The 15,423-nt window shown below is 70.9% G+C and carries 12 protein-coding genes; all 12 read left to right on the top strand.

Features of this window, described 5'->3' with window-relative positions; genetic code table 11:
* Positions 1 to 2: 2 nt before the first annotated feature.
* A complete protein-coding gene (locus EDF23_RS12870) occupies positions 3 to 866 on the top strand; it encodes an RNA methyltransferase (protein ID WP_123293373.1) in 864 nt (287 codons plus the stop codon).
* Between the two features lie 92 nt (positions 867 to 958).
* Positions 959 to 1,999: a phenylalanine--tRNA ligase subunit alpha gene (gene pheS / locus EDF23_RS12865; protein WP_111086283.1), complete on the top strand. Its 1,041-nt coding sequence runs from the start codon at positions 959 to 961 to the stop codon at positions 1,997 to 1,999.
* Entirely contained in the window at positions 1,999 to 4,491 is a 2,493-nt protein-coding gene (gene pheT / locus EDF23_RS12860; protein WP_131921866.1) for a phenylalanine--tRNA ligase subunit beta, read from the top strand. Before pheS ends, pheT begins: the two co-directional genes overlap by 1 nt.
* Before the next feature lie 78 nt (positions 4,492 to 4,569).
* Positions 4,570 to 5,667 (top strand): NAGSA dehydrogenase family protein, encoded by a 1,098-nt coding sequence (locus EDF23_RS12855; RefSeq protein WP_123293375.1) that lies wholly within the window; start codon positions 4,570 to 4,572, stop codon positions 5,665 to 5,667.
* A complete protein-coding gene (argJ, locus tag EDF23_RS12850; protein WP_243648917.1) occupies positions 5,664 to 6,872 on the top strand; it encodes a bifunctional glutamate N-acetyltransferase/amino-acid acetyltransferase ArgJ in 1,209 nt (402 codons plus the stop codon). The genes EDF23_RS12855 and argJ overlap by 4 nt, the downstream gene beginning before the upstream one ends.
* Positions 6,872 to 7,924 carry an acetylglutamate kinase gene (gene argB / locus EDF23_RS12845; RefSeq protein ID WP_123293376.1) on the top strand — a complete coding sequence of 351 codons (1,053 nt, stop codon included), beginning with the start codon at positions 6,872 to 6,874 and terminating at the stop codon, positions 7,922 to 7,924. Before argJ ends, argB begins: the two co-directional genes overlap by 1 nt.
* The gene (locus EDF23_RS12840) at positions 7,921 to 9,144 is read left to right on the top strand and encodes an acetylornithine transaminase (protein WP_131877375.1); all 1,224 of its coding nucleotides are present in this window, start codon (positions 7,921 to 7,923) and stop codon (positions 9,142 to 9,144) included. The genes argB and EDF23_RS12840 overlap by 4 nt, the downstream gene beginning before the upstream one ends.
* Entirely contained in the window at positions 9,141 to 10,067 is a 927-nt protein-coding gene (gene argF, locus EDF23_RS12835; protein ID WP_131921865.1) for an ornithine carbamoyltransferase, read from the top strand. Before EDF23_RS12840 ends, argF begins: the two co-directional genes overlap by 4 nt.
* A 5-nt stretch (positions 10,068 to 10,072) precedes the next feature.
* Positions 10,073 to 11,269, top strand: coding sequence for an argininosuccinate synthase (locus tag EDF23_RS12830; protein ID WP_131921864.1), 1,197 nt, complete (start codon positions 10,073 to 10,075; stop codon positions 11,267 to 11,269).
* A gap of 42 nt (positions 11,270 to 11,311) precedes the next feature.
* A complete protein-coding gene (gene argH, locus EDF23_RS12825) occupies positions 11,312 to 12,748 on the top strand; it encodes an argininosuccinate lyase (RefSeq protein WP_123293380.1) in 1,437 nt (478 codons plus the stop codon).
* Positions 12,745 to 13,440, top strand: coding sequence for a DNA-3-methyladenine glycosylase (locus EDF23_RS12820; RefSeq protein WP_131921863.1), 696 nt, complete (start codon positions 12,745 to 12,747; stop codon positions 13,438 to 13,440). The genes argH and EDF23_RS12820 overlap by 4 nt, the downstream gene beginning before the upstream one ends.
* 127 nt (positions 13,441 to 13,567) lie before the next feature.
* A complete protein-coding gene (gene tyrS, locus EDF23_RS12815) occupies positions 13,568 to 14,881 on the top strand; it encodes a tyrosine--tRNA ligase (RefSeq protein ID WP_123936793.1) in 1,314 nt (437 codons plus the stop codon).
* Positions 14,882 to 15,423: the final 542 nt, after the last annotated feature.

Here is a 15,423-nt window from a genome sequence, read left to right as displayed (position 1 = left end):
TCGTGAGCGAACTCCTCGAGAACCCCCGTGCCGGACGCGTGAAGGCCGTCGCGGCCCTGTCGAAGAAGGACGTCCGTGCCGAAACGGGCCTCTTCCTGCTGGAGGGGCCGCAGGCGGTGCGTGAAGCACTCGAGTACGCCCCGGAGCTGCTGCGCGAGCTCTACGTGACGCCGACGGCCGCAGCCCGCTACGGCCTCGACGACGCGCCGGTCGACACCTGGTTCGTGACGGAGCAGGTCCTCGACGCGATGGCCGACACCGTGACGCCGCAGGGCGTCGTCGCCGTCTGCCAGCAGTTCCCGACGTCGGTCAAGGACGTCTTCCCGGACCGTCGCGTCGGTGATGCTGCTGCTGCCGTCGACCTGGAGGCCCGTGGGGACGCCGACGAGCCGGCCGCGTTGCCGGGGCTGGTCGCCATCCTCGAAGAGGTACGGGACCCGGGGAACGCCGGCACGATCATCCGCGCCGCCGACTCCGCCGGCGCCGACGCGGTGGTCCTCACCGGGCGGTCGGTGGACCCGTACAACCCGAAGGTCGTCCGGTCGACCACGGGCTCGCTCTTCCACGTGCCGGTGTCGGTCGGCGTGACCCTGGCCGACACGATCGCGCGGGCGAAGGCACTCGGGTACACCGTGCTCGCGGCCGACGTCTCGGGTGACGACCTGCCGGTGGTCCGGGCCGAGGGCATGCTCGACGGTCCGACCGCGTGGGTGTTCGGCAACGAGGCCCGTGGGCTCACGACCGAGGACCTCGCGCTCGTCGACCGTGCGGTGAAGGTGCCGATCTACGGCCAGGCGGAGTCGATGAACTTGGCGACGGCGGCCTCGGTCTGCCTGTACGAGTCGGCGTTCGCACTCCGGAGCTGACCCCCCTCCACAGTTCGGTCGTCGGCATCGGCCATCCACAGTCCGACCGGTGCAGGCGGGTGGTATCCCGTCGGCCGGTAGGCTTGGGTCTCGTGTCAGAACCTCTCGAGATCAGCGAATCGGCCGTCGCCGACGCCGTGGACGCAGCACTCGCCGCCGTCCGCGCCACGACGACGGTCGCCGAACTGAAGCAGGCCAGGGCCGAGCACACCGGTGAGCAGTCGCCGCTGGCTCGGATGAACGCGTCGATGCGCAGCGTCCCGCCGGAGCAGAAGGCCGCGGCCGGCAAGCTCGTCGGTCAGGCCCGCGGGCGGCTGAACGCGGCGATCGCGGAGCAGGAGTCGGTCCTCGCCGTGGCCGAAGAGCGCGCGCGGCTCGAAGCCGAGCGCGTCGACGTCACCGCGTTGCCGACCCACCGCCCGACCGGCTCGCGCCACCCGCTCTCGCTGCTCAACGAAGCCGTCGCGGACATCTTCGTCGGCATGGGGTGGGAAGTGGCAGAGGGCCCCGAGCTCGAGCACGAGTGGTTCAACTTCGACGCCCTGAACTTCGACCAGGACCACCCGGCCCGGGCCATGGCGGACACGATCTTCGTCGAGCCGGTCGACCGGCACCTGGTCATGCGCACCCACACGTCGCCCGTGCAGGTGCGGTCCCTGCTGTCCCGCGACCTCCCGCTCTACGTCATCGCTCCGGGCCGCGTGTACCGCGCCGACGAGCTCGACGCCACGCACCTGCCGGTCTTCACCCAGGTCGAGGGCATCGCGATCGACAAGGGCCTGACGATGGCACACCTGCGCGGCACGCTCGAGCACTTCGCCCGCCAGGTCTTCGGCGCCGAGGCGCAGATCCGTCTGCGCCCGAACTACTTCCCGTTCACCGAGCCCAGCGCCGAGATGGACGTCTGGCAGCCGAACGCCAAGGGTGGCGCGCGGTGGGTCGAGTGGGGCGGCTGCGGCATGGTCAACCCCAACGTCCTGCGTGCCGCCGGCATCGACCCGGACGAGTACCAGGGCTTCGCCTTCGGCATGGGCATCGAGCGGACGCTGCAGTTCCGCAACGGCCTGAACGACATGCGTGACTTCCTCGAGGGCGACATCCGCTTCTCGCAGCAGTTCGGAACGGTGGTCTGATGCGCGTCCCACTCCGCTGGCTCGGCGAGTCCGTCGACCTCCCCGAGGACGTCACCCTCGAGCACGTCCACGCGGCGCTCGTGTCGGTCGGCTTCGAGGAAGAGGACGTCCACACGTTCGACCTGACCGGCCCCGTCGTGGTCGGCCGGGTGCTCGAGCGCGTCCCGGAACCGCAGAAGAACGGCAAGACGATCAACTGGTGCCAGGTGGACGTCGGCGAGCCCGAGCCCCGCGGCATCGTCTGCGGTGCGCACAACTTCGACGTGGGCGACCTCGTCGTCGTGACGCTGCCCGGCGCCGTGCTGCCCGGACCGTTCCCGATCGCGGCCCGCAAGACCTACGGCCACGTCTCCGACGGCATGATCGCCTCAGCACGCGAGCTCGGTCTCGGTGACGAGCACGAGGGCATCCTCCGCTTCGCAGACCTCGACATGGAGCCCGACGTCGGCCAGGACGCCATCGCGCTCCTCGGCCTCGACGACGCGGCGGTCGAGATCAACGTCACGCCGGACCGCGGGTACGTGCTGAGCATGCGCGGTGTCGCACGTGAGTACGCCCACGCCACCGGCGCGAGCTTCCACGACCCCGTCGACCGCGTCGCACCCCGCACGGCCGAGGGCTTCTCGGTCACGATCGACGACCAGGCCCCGATCCGCGGTCGCGTCGGCGCGAGCACCTTCGTCACCCGCGTCGTCCGAGGCATCGACCCCACCGCGAAGACACCGGCCTGGATGGTGTCGCGTCTCGCCCTGGCAGGCGTCCGTTCGATCTCGCTGCCGGTCGACATCACGAACTACGTCATGTTCGAGCTCGGCCAGCCGCTGCACGGCTACGACCTGTCGACCGTCCGCGGCGGCCTGGGTGTCCGTCGTGCGGCTGTCGGCGAGACGCTCGAGACCCTCGACGGCGCCGTGCGGAAGCTCGACCCCGAGGACCTCGTCATCACCGACCACGACGGCCCCGTCGGGCTCGCCGGCGTGATGGGCGGTGCCCGGACCGAGATCTCGGCGAGCACGACCGACGTCCTGATCGAGGCAGCTGGCTTCGACCAGGTCTCGATCGCGCGGACCGCTCGCCGCCACAAGCTGCCGAGCGAGGCCTCCCGTCGGTTCGAGCGCGGCGTCGACCCGCTCGTGGCCGAGGCTGCTGCGAACCGCGCCGTCGACCTCCTCGTCGAGCTGGCCGGCGGCACGGCCGATGCTCTCGGTTCCACGCTCGTCGACACCGAGCCCCGTGCAACGGTCGCCATGCGGACCTCGCGTCCGGCCGAGCTCATCGGCGTGGACTACAGCGACGCCGAGGTCGTGGACACCCTCCGTGCGATCGGCGCGACGGTGCAGGTCGACGGTGCGCAGCTCGCCGTCACCCCGCCGACCTGGCGTCCGGACCTGACCGACGACACCACGTTGGTCGAAGAGGTCGCGCGGATCGTCGGGTACGACCGCATCCCGAGCGTGCTGCCCGTGGCCCCGCCCGGACGCGGGCTCACCCCGCACCAGCAGGCGCGCCGCCGGGTCTCCGCGGCCCTCGCCGCCGCGGGTCTGGTCGAAGCGGTGACGGCGCCGTTCGTCTCCGCCGCGACGCAGGACGCCTACCCGGGGATCGACCCGGAGGGCGGCCCGAGCGTCGTCCTCGCCAACGCCCTCGACAGCGAGCAGAACCTGCTCCGCCGCAGTGGTGTGCCCGCCCTCGTCGACGCCGCTCGCCGGAACGTCTCGCGCGGCCTGCTCGACGTCGCGCTCTACGAGACCTCGCGGGTGTTCCTGCCGATGACGGGCGTGACGCTCGGCACCGACGAGGTCCCGGCCGGTGCCGCGCTGCCCGACCGCGCGACGCTCGAGGCGCTCGACGCGTCCCTGCCCGCACAGCCGTTCCACGTGTCCGCCCTGCTCACCGGCAACCGCGTCGGCAAGCAGGCGGGTGTCGCGGCGGAGCCGTACGGCATCGCCGACGCGATCGACGCGGCCCGCCAGGTCGCGTGGGCCGTCGGCGTGGAACTGCGCGTCGCGCAGACCACCCACCCGTCCCTGCACCCGGGTCGCGCGGCGTCGCTGCTCGTGGGCGACACCGTCGTGGGCGTCGCCGGCGAACTCCTGCCGGAACTGTCCGCCGCTGCGGTGCTGCCCCGCGTGGTGGCCGTGGTCGAGCTCGACCTCGACGCCATGGTGGCCGCGGCCCCCGACCTCGTCGCGGTCGCGCCGATCGTGTCGTACCCGGCAGCGACGCAGGACCTGTCCCTGGTCGTCGACGCCGGGGTGCCGGCCGGTGACGTGTTGGATGCGGTCCGCTCTGGTGCCGGAGACCTGTTGGAGTATGCTCGGCTCGTGGATGACTACCGGGGCTCCGGCGTGGACGAGGGACAGAAGTCCCTGACGTTCGCCCTGCGCTTCCGTGCCACGGACCGCACGCTGACCGCTGCCGAGGCCACCGAGGCCCGTGACGGCGCAGTCCGACGTGCCGGCGAGCGATTCGGGGCGACCCTGCGCGACTGACCCACGACGGGATCAGCACCGCCCGGGGTCGCCGCCTCCGACTCTCTCGACGACCAGTCCGACCAAAGGTGGAATCCCATGTCCGTATCCGTCGCCGTGGCGGGAGCCTCCGGCTACGCGGGTGGTGAGCTCCTGCGCGTGCTCTCCGCCCATCCCGAGTTCGACGTCAGGACGGTGACGGCGTTCTCGAACGCCGGACAGCCGTTGATCGCGACGCAGCCGCACCTCCGGTCGCTGTCGCACCTGACCCTCGAGAAGACGACGGCCGAGACGCTCCGCGGGCACGACGTCGTGTTCCTGGCGCTGCCGCACGGTCAGTCGGGGGCGATCACCGAGGAGCTCGGCGACGACGCCCTCGTGGTGGACTGCGGCGCGGACCACCGTCTGACGGACCCCGCAGCCTGGGAGCAGTTCTACGGCGGCGACTACCACGGCGCCTGGACCTACGGCCTGCCGGAGCTCCTGCTCGCCGCCCCGACCCCGGGTTCGGCCGACGAGTGGCGCGAGGTCGAGGACATCGCGTCGCAGGGCAAGCAGCGTTCGGCCCTGGTCGGCACCAAGCGGATCGCGGTCCCCGGGTGCAACGTCACCGCGGTGACGCTCGGCATCCAGCCGGGCATCCAGGCCGGGCTCGTCGAGTCGGACGACATCGTCGCCGTGCTGAGCGTCGGCCCGAGCGGTGCCGGCAAGAAGCTCGCCAACACCTACTTGGCGTCCGAGATCATGGGTTCCGCCAGCGCCTACGCGGTGGGCGGCACGCACCGGCACGTCCCGGAGATCCAGCAGAACCTGGTCGTGGCGGGCGCTGCCGACGTGACGATCTCGTTCACGCCCGTGCTCGTCCCGATGTCGCGGGGCATCCTCGCGACGACGACGGCCAAGCTCACCCCGGGTGTCAGCGCCCGCGACGTGCGGCTCGCCTGGGAGCAGGCCTACGCCGACGAGCCGTTCGTGCACCTGTTGCCCGAGGGCGAGTTCCCCCGGGTCGCGGACACCATCGGTGCGAACACCGCACTCGTCGGCATCGCGGTGGACGAGGCCGCAGGCCGCGTCGTCGCCGTGACGGCTCTCGACAACCTCGCGAAGGGCACGGCGGGTGCCGCCGTCCAGTCGACCAACATCGCCCTGGGTCTGCCGGAGACCCTGGGCCTCAGCGTGGACGGAGTCGCACCGTGACCGACCTCACCGACGTGAGCAAGCCCACCCAGGGCGAACCGGGCCTCCAGGGCGTCACCGCGGCAGCGGGTTTCCGCGCTGCCGGCGTGACCGCCGGCCTGAAGACCAGCGGCAAGCCGGACGTGGCCCTCGTCGTCAACGACGGCCCCGACGCGGCCGTGGCCGCGGTCTTCACCAGCAACCGCGCGCAGGCGCACCCGGTGATCTGGTCCCGCCAGGTCGTCGGTGACGGCGTCGCGCGCGCCGTCGTCCTGAACTCCGGCGGCGCCAACTGCTTCACGGGCCCCTTCGGCTTCCAGACCACGCACCTGACCGCCGAAGCCGTCGGTGACGCCCTCGGCATCGGAGCGGGCGACGTCGTCGTCTGCTCCACCGGCCTCATCGGGGTGGGCGACCAGACGTTCCGCGACAACGTGCTCCGGGGCGTCGACCTCGCCGGCGCTGCGCTCAGCGCCGACGGCGGCCCGGACGCGGCCACCGCGATCATGACGACCGACACCAGGGCGAAGCAGTCCGTGGTGACCGAGGACGGCTGGACCGTCGGTGGCATGGCGAAGGGTGCGGGCATGCTCGCACCCGGACTCGCGACGATGCTCGTCGTGATCACCACCGACGCCGTGCAGACCCCGGACCAGCTCGACCAGGCGCTCCGCGCGGCCACCCGCATCACCTTCGACCGCGTCGACTCGGACGGCTGCATGTCGACGAACGACACCGTCGTGCTGCTGTCGTCGGGTGCGAGCGGGGTGACGCCCGAGGTCGGCGACTTCCAGGAAGCCCTGACCGCGGTCTGCGCCGATCTGGCCCGCCAGCTGCAGCAGGACGCCGAGGGCGCCAGCCACGACATCGCGATCGAGGTCGTGCACGCCGCGACCGAGGACGACGCCGTCACCGTCGGCCGGAGTGTCGCGCGCAACAACCTGTTCAAGGCGGCCGTCTTCGGCAACGACCCGAACTGGGGCCGAGTCCTCGCGGCCATCGGCACCACGGACGCCGACTTCGACCCGTACGCGGTCGACGTCAGCATGAACGGTGTCCGGGTCTGCCACGCCGGCGCCCCGGACCAGCCGAGCGACACCGTCGACCTGACGCCGCGGGACACCCACGTGCGCATCGACCTCGGCGTCGGGACGCACTCGGCGACGATCCTGACCAACGACCTCACGCACGACTACGTGCACGAGAACAGCGCGTACTCCAGCTGATGGCGAACGACACCGAAGGGGCCGGGACGCCCCTCACGAAGGAAGAAGAGCACGAGTTCGCCGCCGTCAAGGCCGCGACCCTGATCGAGTCCCTGCCGTGGCTCAAGCGGTTCTCCGGCAAGGTCGTCGTCGTCAAGTTCGGCGGCAACGCGATGGTGAACGAGGACCTCAAGCGTGCGTTCGCCGAGGACATGGTCTACCTCCGCTACGCGGGACTGCACCCCGTGGTCGTGCACGGCGGGGGTCCGCAGATCTCGGCCGCGCTCAAGGAACAGGGCATCGAGTCCGAGTTCCGTGGCGGCTACCGCGTCACCACGACCGAGGCGATCTCGGTCGTCCGCGACGTCCTGGCTGGCGAGGTCAACCGCGAGATCGTCGACCTGATGAACGAGCACGGCGAGGGCCTGGCCGTCGGTGTGTTCGGCGACGGCGGGTCCCTGTTCACCGGCGAGCAGAAGGGCGTGGTCGTCGACGGGCAGGAGTACGACCTCGGCCACGTCGGTGACATCACCCACGTCGACCCGTCAGGGGTGCTCGCCGCGATCGAGGCCGGCCGCATCCCGGTGGTCTCGAGCATCGCGATCGACGATGCCCACCCGGACCAGGCGCTCAACGTGAACGCCGACGCAGCCGCGGGTGCCCTGGCGATCGCGCTGCGTGCGTCGAAGCTCATCATGCTCACCGACGTCCCCGGCCTCTACCGCAACTGGCCGGACCGTGACTCGCTCGTCGACCTCATCGCGGTCGAGGAGCTCCGCGCGCTCCTGCCGTCCCTCGAGTCGGGCATGATCCCGAAGATGACCGCGTGCCTCGACGCCGTGGTCGGCGGGGTCGGCGGGGCGACGATCATCGACGGTCGGATCCCGCACTCGATCCTGCTCGAGGTCTTCACCCTGCGCGGTGCGGGCACCGAGGTGATCCCGGACCCGAGCCGACGCACCGAGAACCAGATGACCCACGCCGAGATCGGCCGACGCGTCGCAGCACCGTCGACGAGCACCAGCACCGGCCAACACGTGGCCAGCACGACCGAGAAGGGGCAGCAGCCGTGAGCAGCGAGACGCAGACCGAGACCTGGAACGACCGGTTCGGGGCGTCGCTCATGCGATCCCTGACCCCGCCGAAGATCATGCTCGAGCGCGGACAGGGCTGCCGTGTCTGGGACGTCGAGGGCAACGAGTACCTCGACTTCCTGGCGGGCATCGCCGTCAACTCGCTCGGCCACGCGCACCCCGTCCTGGTCGAGGCGATCGCCGACCAGGCCGCGAAGCTCGTGCACGTGTCGAACTACTTCGCGACGCCGCCCCAGCTCGAGCTGGCGGAGCGCCTCAAGCGCATCACCGGTGCGGGCGACGCCGGGCGGGTGTACTTCGGCAACTCCGGGGCAGAGGCGAACGAGGCCGCGTTCAAGCTCGCGCGCCTGAACAAGGGCGCCGACGGGCAGAAGACCCGCATCCTCGCGCTGAAGCAGGGGTTCCACGGCCGGACGATGGGGGCACTCGCGCTCACCGGCAAGCCCGCGCTGCAGCAGGACTTCCTGCCGATGATCCCGGGCGTCGAGCACATCGACTCCACCGTCGCAGCGCTCGAGGCGTCCATCGACGACACGGTCGCGGCGATCGTCATCGAGCCGATCAAGGGCGAGGCCGGCGTCGTCGACCTGCCCGAGGGCTTCCTGCTCGCCGCGCGCCGGCTGACCGAGGAGCACGGTGCGCTGCTGATCCTCGACGAGATCCAGACCGGTGTCGGCCGGACGGGCAACTGGTTCACCTACCAGGGCCACGGCTTCACCCCCGACGCCGTCACGGTGGCCAAGGGCATCGCCGGCGGCTTCCCGATCGGTGCGCTCGTGACCTTCGGGTGGGCGTCCGACCTGTTCTCGGCCGGTCAGCACGGTTCGACCTTCGGCGGCAACCCGCTCGGCACCCGCGTGGCGAACGCGGTGCTCGAGGAGATCGAACGCGCGGACCTCGTCGCTGCCGCCGTGGTCAAGGGCGAGCGGATCCGGACCGGCATCGCCGGCATCGGCTCACCGCTCGTCGAAGAGGTCCGCGGCACCGGTCTGCTCATCGGCGTCGGGCTCACCGGCCCGATCGCGGCCGCGGTCAACGCCGCCGCCCTCGAGCGTGGCCTCATCATCAACGCCCCGAACGAGTCGAGCCTGCGCCTCGCGCCGCCGCTCATCGTGTCCGACGCCGAGATCGACGAGTTCGTGTCGATCCTCGCCCAGAGCCTCGCGGCCGTCGCTGCCGCCCAGGAGACCTCCGCATGACCCGCCACTTCCTCCGGGACGACGACCTCAGCCAGGCCGAGCAGTCCGCGATCCTCGACATCGCCGACCAGATGAAGGCCGACCGTTGGGGTGCGAAGCCCCTCGCCGGCCCGCAGAGCGTCGCGGTCATCTTCGACAAGTCGTCGACCCGCACCCGGGTGTCGTTCCACGTCGGCATCTCCGACCTGGGCGGCAGCCCGCTCATCATCTCGACGGCGAACAGCCAGCTCGGCGGCAAGGAGACCCCGTCGGACACCGCCCGCGTGCTCGAGCGCATGGTGTCGGCGATCGTCTGGCGCACCTACGGGCAGGCCGGTCTCGAGGAGATGGCCGCCGGCACGACCGTCCCCGTCGTCAACGCACTGTCCGACGACTTCCACCCCTGCCAGCTGCTCGCCGACCTGCTCACCATCCGCGAGCACCGCGGCACGCTGGCGGGCCAGACCGTGGCGTTCATCGGCGACGGCGCGAGCAACATGGCGCAGTCGTACCTGCTCGCCGGCGCGACCGCGGGCATGCACGTCCGCGTCGCGGCTCCCGCCGAGTTCTCGCCGTCCCCGCAGGTCGTCACCGACGCCGAGCACCGTTCGGCCGAGACCGGCGGTTCCGTCCTGGTCGTCACCGACCCGGTGGCAGCGGTCGCCGGTGCCGACGTCGTGGTCACCGACACCTGGGTGTCGATGGGCAAGGAGTCCGAGAAGCAGTCGCGCCTCGACACCTTCTCCGGGTACCGCGTGGACGACGCCCTGATGGCGCACGCTGCCGACGACGCGGTGTTCATGCACTGCCTGCCCGCCGACCGTGGCTACGAGGTGACCGCCGACGTCATCGACGGGCCGCGCAGCATCATCTGGGACGAGGCGGAGAACCGTCTGCACGCCCAGAAGGCGCTGCTGGCCTGGCTCCTCGCCGCGAACGTCTGAGCACCATGGCTGACCGCGTCGTCCTCGCCTACTCCGGCGGCCTCGACACCTCCGTCGGGATCGGCTGGCTGCGTGACGCCACCGGCAAAGAGGTGGTGGCGCTGGCGGTCGACGTCGGCCAGGGCGGCGAGGACCTCGACGCGATCCGACAGCGCGCGCTCGACTGCGGGGCCGTCGAGTCGATCGTGGTCGACGCCAAGGACGAGTACGCCGACGAGTACATCGTGCCGGCCCTCAAGGCCAACGCGCTGTACCAAAAGCGCTACCCGCTGGTGTCGGCGCTGAGCCGCCCGCTCATCGCGAAGCACCTCGCGCTGACGGCGAAGCAGCTCGGTGCCGACAGCGTCGCGCACGGCTGCACCGGCAAGGGCAACGACCAGGTCCGGTTCGAAGCCGCCGTCGCGGCGATCGCCCCGGACCTGCGGAGCGTGGCACCGGTGCGTGACCTCGCCCTGACCCGGGACAAGGCGATCGCGTACGCCGAGCAGCACGCCCTGCCGATCCAGCAGTCGCAGCGGTCGCCGTACTCGATCGACCAGAACGTGTGGGGCCGGGCCGTCGAGACCGGCTTCCTCGAAGACCCGTGGAACGCCCCGACCGAGGACCTGTACGCGTACACGCAGGACCCCGCCGTCCCGCGCGAGCCGGACGAGGTGACCATCACGTTCGAGCGCGGCGTCCCGGTGGCGCTCGACGGGCAGCGCTTCAGCGTGCTGCGGATCGTGCAGGAGCTGAACGCCGTGGCCGGCAAGCACGGCGTCGGTCGGATCGACGTCGTCGAGGACCGCCTCGTCGGCATCAAGTCGCGCGAGGTGTACGAGGCCCCTGCGGCGATCGCGCTCATCACGGCGCACGAGGAGCTCGAGCGCCTCACCCTCGAGCGCGACGTGAACCGCTACAAGCGCGGTGTCGAGTCGGAGTGGGCCGACCTGGTCTACGACGGTCTGTGGTTCGGCGGGCTGAAGCGCAGCCTCGACGCCTTCGTCGACCACACTCAGCAGCACGTCTCCGGCGACGTCCGCCTCCAGCTGCACGGCGGTCGGGCGACGGTGACCGGCCGTCGCTCGGAGCAGAGCCTGTACGACTTCGACCTCGCCACGTGCGACACCGGCGACACGTTCGACCAGTCCCTCTCGAAGGGCTTCATCGAACTCTGGTCGCTCCCCAGCAAGATCTCCGCCCGCCGCGACGCGGCGAACTGACACCCGCCGCCACCCGGCCCGACGACAACGACGCAGGACGACATGACCGACGAGAAGACCGACGCCACCAACACCGGAGCCCTCTGGGGCGCCCGCTTCGCCGACGGCCCGAGTGCGGCCCTGGCAGCGCTGTCGAAGTCGACGCACTTCGACTGGCAGCTCGCCCCGTACGACATCGCCGGCTCCCGCGCGCACGCCCGGGCCCTGCACACGGCCGGGTACCTGACGGCGGACGAGCTCGAGCGCATGCTCGCCGGACTCGACCGGCTCGAGGCCGCGCACGCCGACGGCACGCTGCAGCCCGACGAGTCCGACGAGGACGTCCACGGTGCCCTCGAGCGCCTCCTCATCGCCGACCTCGGTCCGGAGCTCGGCGGCAAGCTCCGCGCCGGCCGCAGCCGCAACGACCAGATCGCGACGCTCGGCCGCATGCACATGCTCGACCACGGGCGCCGGATCGGTCGGCTCGTGATCGACCTGGTCGACGCGATCACCCAGCAGGCCAACGAGCACCCGTCGGCGATCATGCCGGGTCGCACGCACCTGCAGCACGCGCAGCCCGTCCTCCTCGCGCACCACCTGCTGGCGCACGCGTGGCCGTTGGTCCGCGACCTCGAGCGCCTCCGCGACTGGGCGGGCCGCGCGAGCGTGAGCCCGTACGGCGCCGGTGCCCTCGCCGGCAGTTCGCTCGGTCTCGACCCCGCCGCGATCGCCGCGGAGCTCGGGTTCGACCGCCCGGCCGACAACTCGATCGACGCCACGGCCGCCCGCGACGTCGTCGCCGAGTTCGCGTTCGTCCTCGCGCAGATCGGCATCGACGTCTCGCGTCTGTCGGAAGAGGTCATCCTCTGGAACACGAAGGAGTTCGGCTTCGTCCGGCTCCACGACGCCTTCTCGACCGGCTCGAGCATCATGCCGCAGAAGAAGAACCCGGACATCGCCGAGCTCGCGCGCGGCAAGTCCGGTCGTCTGATCGGCAACCTGACGGGCCTGCTCGCGACCTTGAAGGGACTGCCGCTCGCCTACAACCGCGACCTGCAGGAGGACAAGGAGCCCGTCTTCGACTCGGTCGCCACGCTCGAGGTCCTGCTGCCGGCCTTCACCGGCATGATCGCGACGCTCACGTTCGACACGGACCGGATGGCCGAGCTCGCGCCGCAGGGCTTCTCGCTCGCGACCGACGTGGCCGAGTGGCTGGTCCGTCAGGGCGTCCCGTTCCGCGATGCGCACGAGGTGTCCGGTGCGCTGGTCCGGTACTGCGAACAGCGGGGCATCGAGCTCGACGACCCGACCGACGACGAGTACCGGTCGGTCTCCGAGCACCTGACCCCCGGGGTCCGTGCCGTGCTCACGATCGAGGGCAGTGTCGCGTCCCGCTCGGGTGTCGGCGGAACCGCTCCGGACCGTGTGGCCGAGCAGCTGGCGTCCGTCACGCGTCGCGTCCACGACCTGGCCGAGGGCGCACCCTTCACGCGATGACCGAGGGGCTGCTCGCGATGCTCGCTAAGCCGGCGCCGCGCATCGCCCCGGCGCTGCTCGGCGCGACGATCGCGGGCCGAGGCGTGACCCTGCGCATCACCGAGGTCGAGGCCTACTTCGGCCCCACCGACCCCGGCTCGCACGGGCACCGCGGTCCGACCGAGCGCAACCGCCACCTGTTCGGGTCGCCGGGCACCCTGTACGCGTACCGCTCGTACGGCATCCACACCTGCGTCAACGTCGTGAGTGCACCGGCCGGCACCTCCTCCGGTTCCCTGCTCCGCGGTGCGCAGGTGATCGAGGGCGTCGACACCGCACGCGGACGACGTGGCCCGTCGGTCGCCGACGTCGCGTTGGCGCGTGGCCCCGGCAACCTCGGTGGCGCCCTCGGCGCGGTGCTCGGACAGGACGACGGCACCTCGCTGCTCGACGGGTCCGGTCCGTTCGTGCTCACGTTGGCACCCGGCCTGGAGGCGCGGCTCGCCTCCGCCTCTCCGGCCCGCGTCGTCGAGGAACTCCTGACCGAGACCGCACCCGGCCCCGGCGGGACGGGTCCGGTCCCGCGCATCTCGCGCGGACCGCGCACCGGCGTCGGCGGCATCGCCGGCGGTGCGCAGTACCCCTGGCGCTTCTGGTTGACGGGCGACCCGACGGTCTCGACGTACCGACGGCACAAGGGTGCCCTCGACTGATCCCCACCGGCACGGCCGGCCCGCCGCTGGCGCGTCGCGCCGGAACCGGCGGCGTGGGCCCAGACGCACCACGGGCCTCCCGGTCGACGGCGCGCTGTCGGTGGTGCGCCGCCGCTACGATGGCGGGGTGTCCAGTGATACCGCTCAAGACGTCCTGACGCGCCAGCAGAACGACCCCACCTTCGCCTCGGTGTGGGACGAACTGCGCTGGCGCGGTCTGGTGCAGGTCTCGACCGACGAGACCGCACTCCAAGAGGCCCTCGACGGTGATCCGATCACGTACTACTGCGGCTTCGACCCCACGGCACCGTCGCTGCACTGCGGCAACCTGCTGCAGCTCCTGACCATGCGTCGGTTGCAGCTCGCCGGGCACAAGCCGCTGGCGCTCGTCGGGGGATCGACGGGGCTCATCGGCGACCCGCGTCCGACGGCGGAGCGCACGCTGAACACCCGCGAGACCGTCGCCGAGTGGGTGGCGCGTCTGCAGGGACAGGTGTCGCGGTTCCTCAGTCCGGACGGTGACAACGGCGTCCGGCTGGTGAACAACCTCGACTGGACGTCACCGATGTCCGCCATCGACTTCCTGCGCGACGTCGGCAAGTACTTCCGGGTGAACTCGATGCTCAAGAAGGACGCCGTCGCCGCGCGGCTGAACTCCGACGCGGGCATCAGCTACACGGAGTTCAGCTACCAGATCCTGCAGGGCCTCGACTACCGCGAGCTCTTCCGGCAGTACGGCTGCACGCTGCAGACGGGTGGCTCGGACCAGTGGGGCAACCTGACCTCGGGGACGGAGCTCATCCGTCGTGCCGAGGGTGCGACGGTGCACGCGCTCGGGACACCCTTGATCACGAACTCGGACGGCACGAAGTTCGGCAAGAGCGAGGGCAACGCCATCTGGCTCGACGCCGAGATGACGTCGCCGTACGCGCTGTACCAGTTCTGGCTCAACACGGCGGATGCCGACGTGATCGCCCGGTTGCGGGAGTTCACGTTCCTGTCCCGTGCCGAGATCGAGCGACTCGAGCAGGCGGTCGCCGACGAACCGTTCCGGCGCGAAGCGCAGCGGACCCTCGCGTTCGAGGTCACCTCGCTCGTGCACGGGTTCGACGCCACCCAGGCCGCGATCGACGCTGCGGCCGCGCTGTTCGGCAACGGGGACCTCGGTGCGCTGGATCCGGACACCCTGCGGTCGGCGATCGCGGAGCTGCCGGGGTCGGTCACCATCGAGGCCGGAGCCGACGTGGCCCGGGCACTCGTCGAGACCGAGCTCGTGAAGTCCCTCGGCGAAGCGCGCCGGGCGATCGACCAGGGCGGCGTGTACGTGAACAACGTCCGAGCCGAGGACGCCACCGCACCGCTGTCGGACCTCGCCCTGCCCGGGGGAGTCCTCGTGCTCCGCCGCGGCAAGAAGACCCTCGCCGGCGTGACGCTGGCCTGATCGCCCCGGCACCCGGGCGACGCGTGTTGCACAACGCGACACGCCCGGGATCGGGCCTGGCTTGGCACACTCGCCCAGGCCTGCGTAAAGTTCCTACTCGTCACCCCAAAGGTGCGGCGGAGCGGCTGGAGCGAAAGCCCAGAGCACGTCGGCCCTCAAGCGGGACCATCCTCCACTGAAGATCAGATCTGGCCTTGTGCTCGATCGCTTCGACGCCTAGGATGACAAGCCCACCGGTTCTCTCCCCTCGGGGATGAGCCACAGGACCTCCGGGTCCGACGACACACCGGTGGCAAGCCAAGTACACAAGCCTCGTGGCTGGAGCTCGAACCTGAGCCGAAGAGCGAGTGCGTCTGGTCCTTGAGAACTCAACAGCGTGCACATTGTCAATGCCAATTTATTGATTGACCTCGTGCCTGGGCAGCTTTGGTTGTTCAGGTCATGATGCAATTCCTTTTGGATTGAAGATTGTCAGTAGACAGTCAACAGTCAGAATCAACTCGGTCTGATGCCCTTTGGGGTGTTGGGTCTGTATTTTTTTA

The sequence above is a fragment of the Curtobacterium sp. PhB128 genome (genome assembly GCF_004340725.1).
Classification (GTDB): Bacteria; Actinomycetota; Actinomycetes; order Actinomycetales; family Microbacteriaceae; genus Curtobacterium.
This window is presented reverse-complemented; position numbering and strand designations above follow the sequence as displayed.

What these genes read in the sequence shown, in the direction of transcription:
- EDF23_RS12820 (WP_131921863.1), top strand. Translation starts at nt 12,745, where the DNA reads ATGACCGAGGGGCTGCTCGCGATGCTCGCTAAGCCGGCGCCGCGCATC.
- pheT (WP_131921866.1), top strand. Translation starts at nt 1,999, where the DNA reads ATGCGCGTCCCACTCCGCTGGCTCGGCGAGTCCGTCGACCTCCCCGAG.
- EDF23_RS12855 (WP_123293375.1), top strand. Translation starts at nt 4,570, where the DNA reads ATGTCCGTATCCGTCGCCGTGGCGGGAGCCTCCGGCTACGCGGGTGGT.
- argH (WP_123293380.1), top strand. Translation starts at nt 11,312, where the DNA reads ATGACCGACGAGAAGACCGACGCCACCAACACCGGAGCCCTCTGGGGC.
- argF (WP_131921865.1), top strand. Translation starts at nt 9,141, where the DNA reads ATGACCCGCCACTTCCTCCGGGACGACGACCTCAGCCAGGCCGAGCAG.
- argB (WP_123293376.1), top strand. Translation starts at nt 6,872, where the DNA reads ATGGCGAACGACACCGAAGGGGCCGGGACGCCCCTCACGAAGGAAGAA.
- EDF23_RS12830 (WP_131921864.1), top strand. Translation starts at nt 10,073, where the DNA reads ATGGCTGACCGCGTCGTCCTCGCCTACTCCGGCGGCCTCGACACCTCC.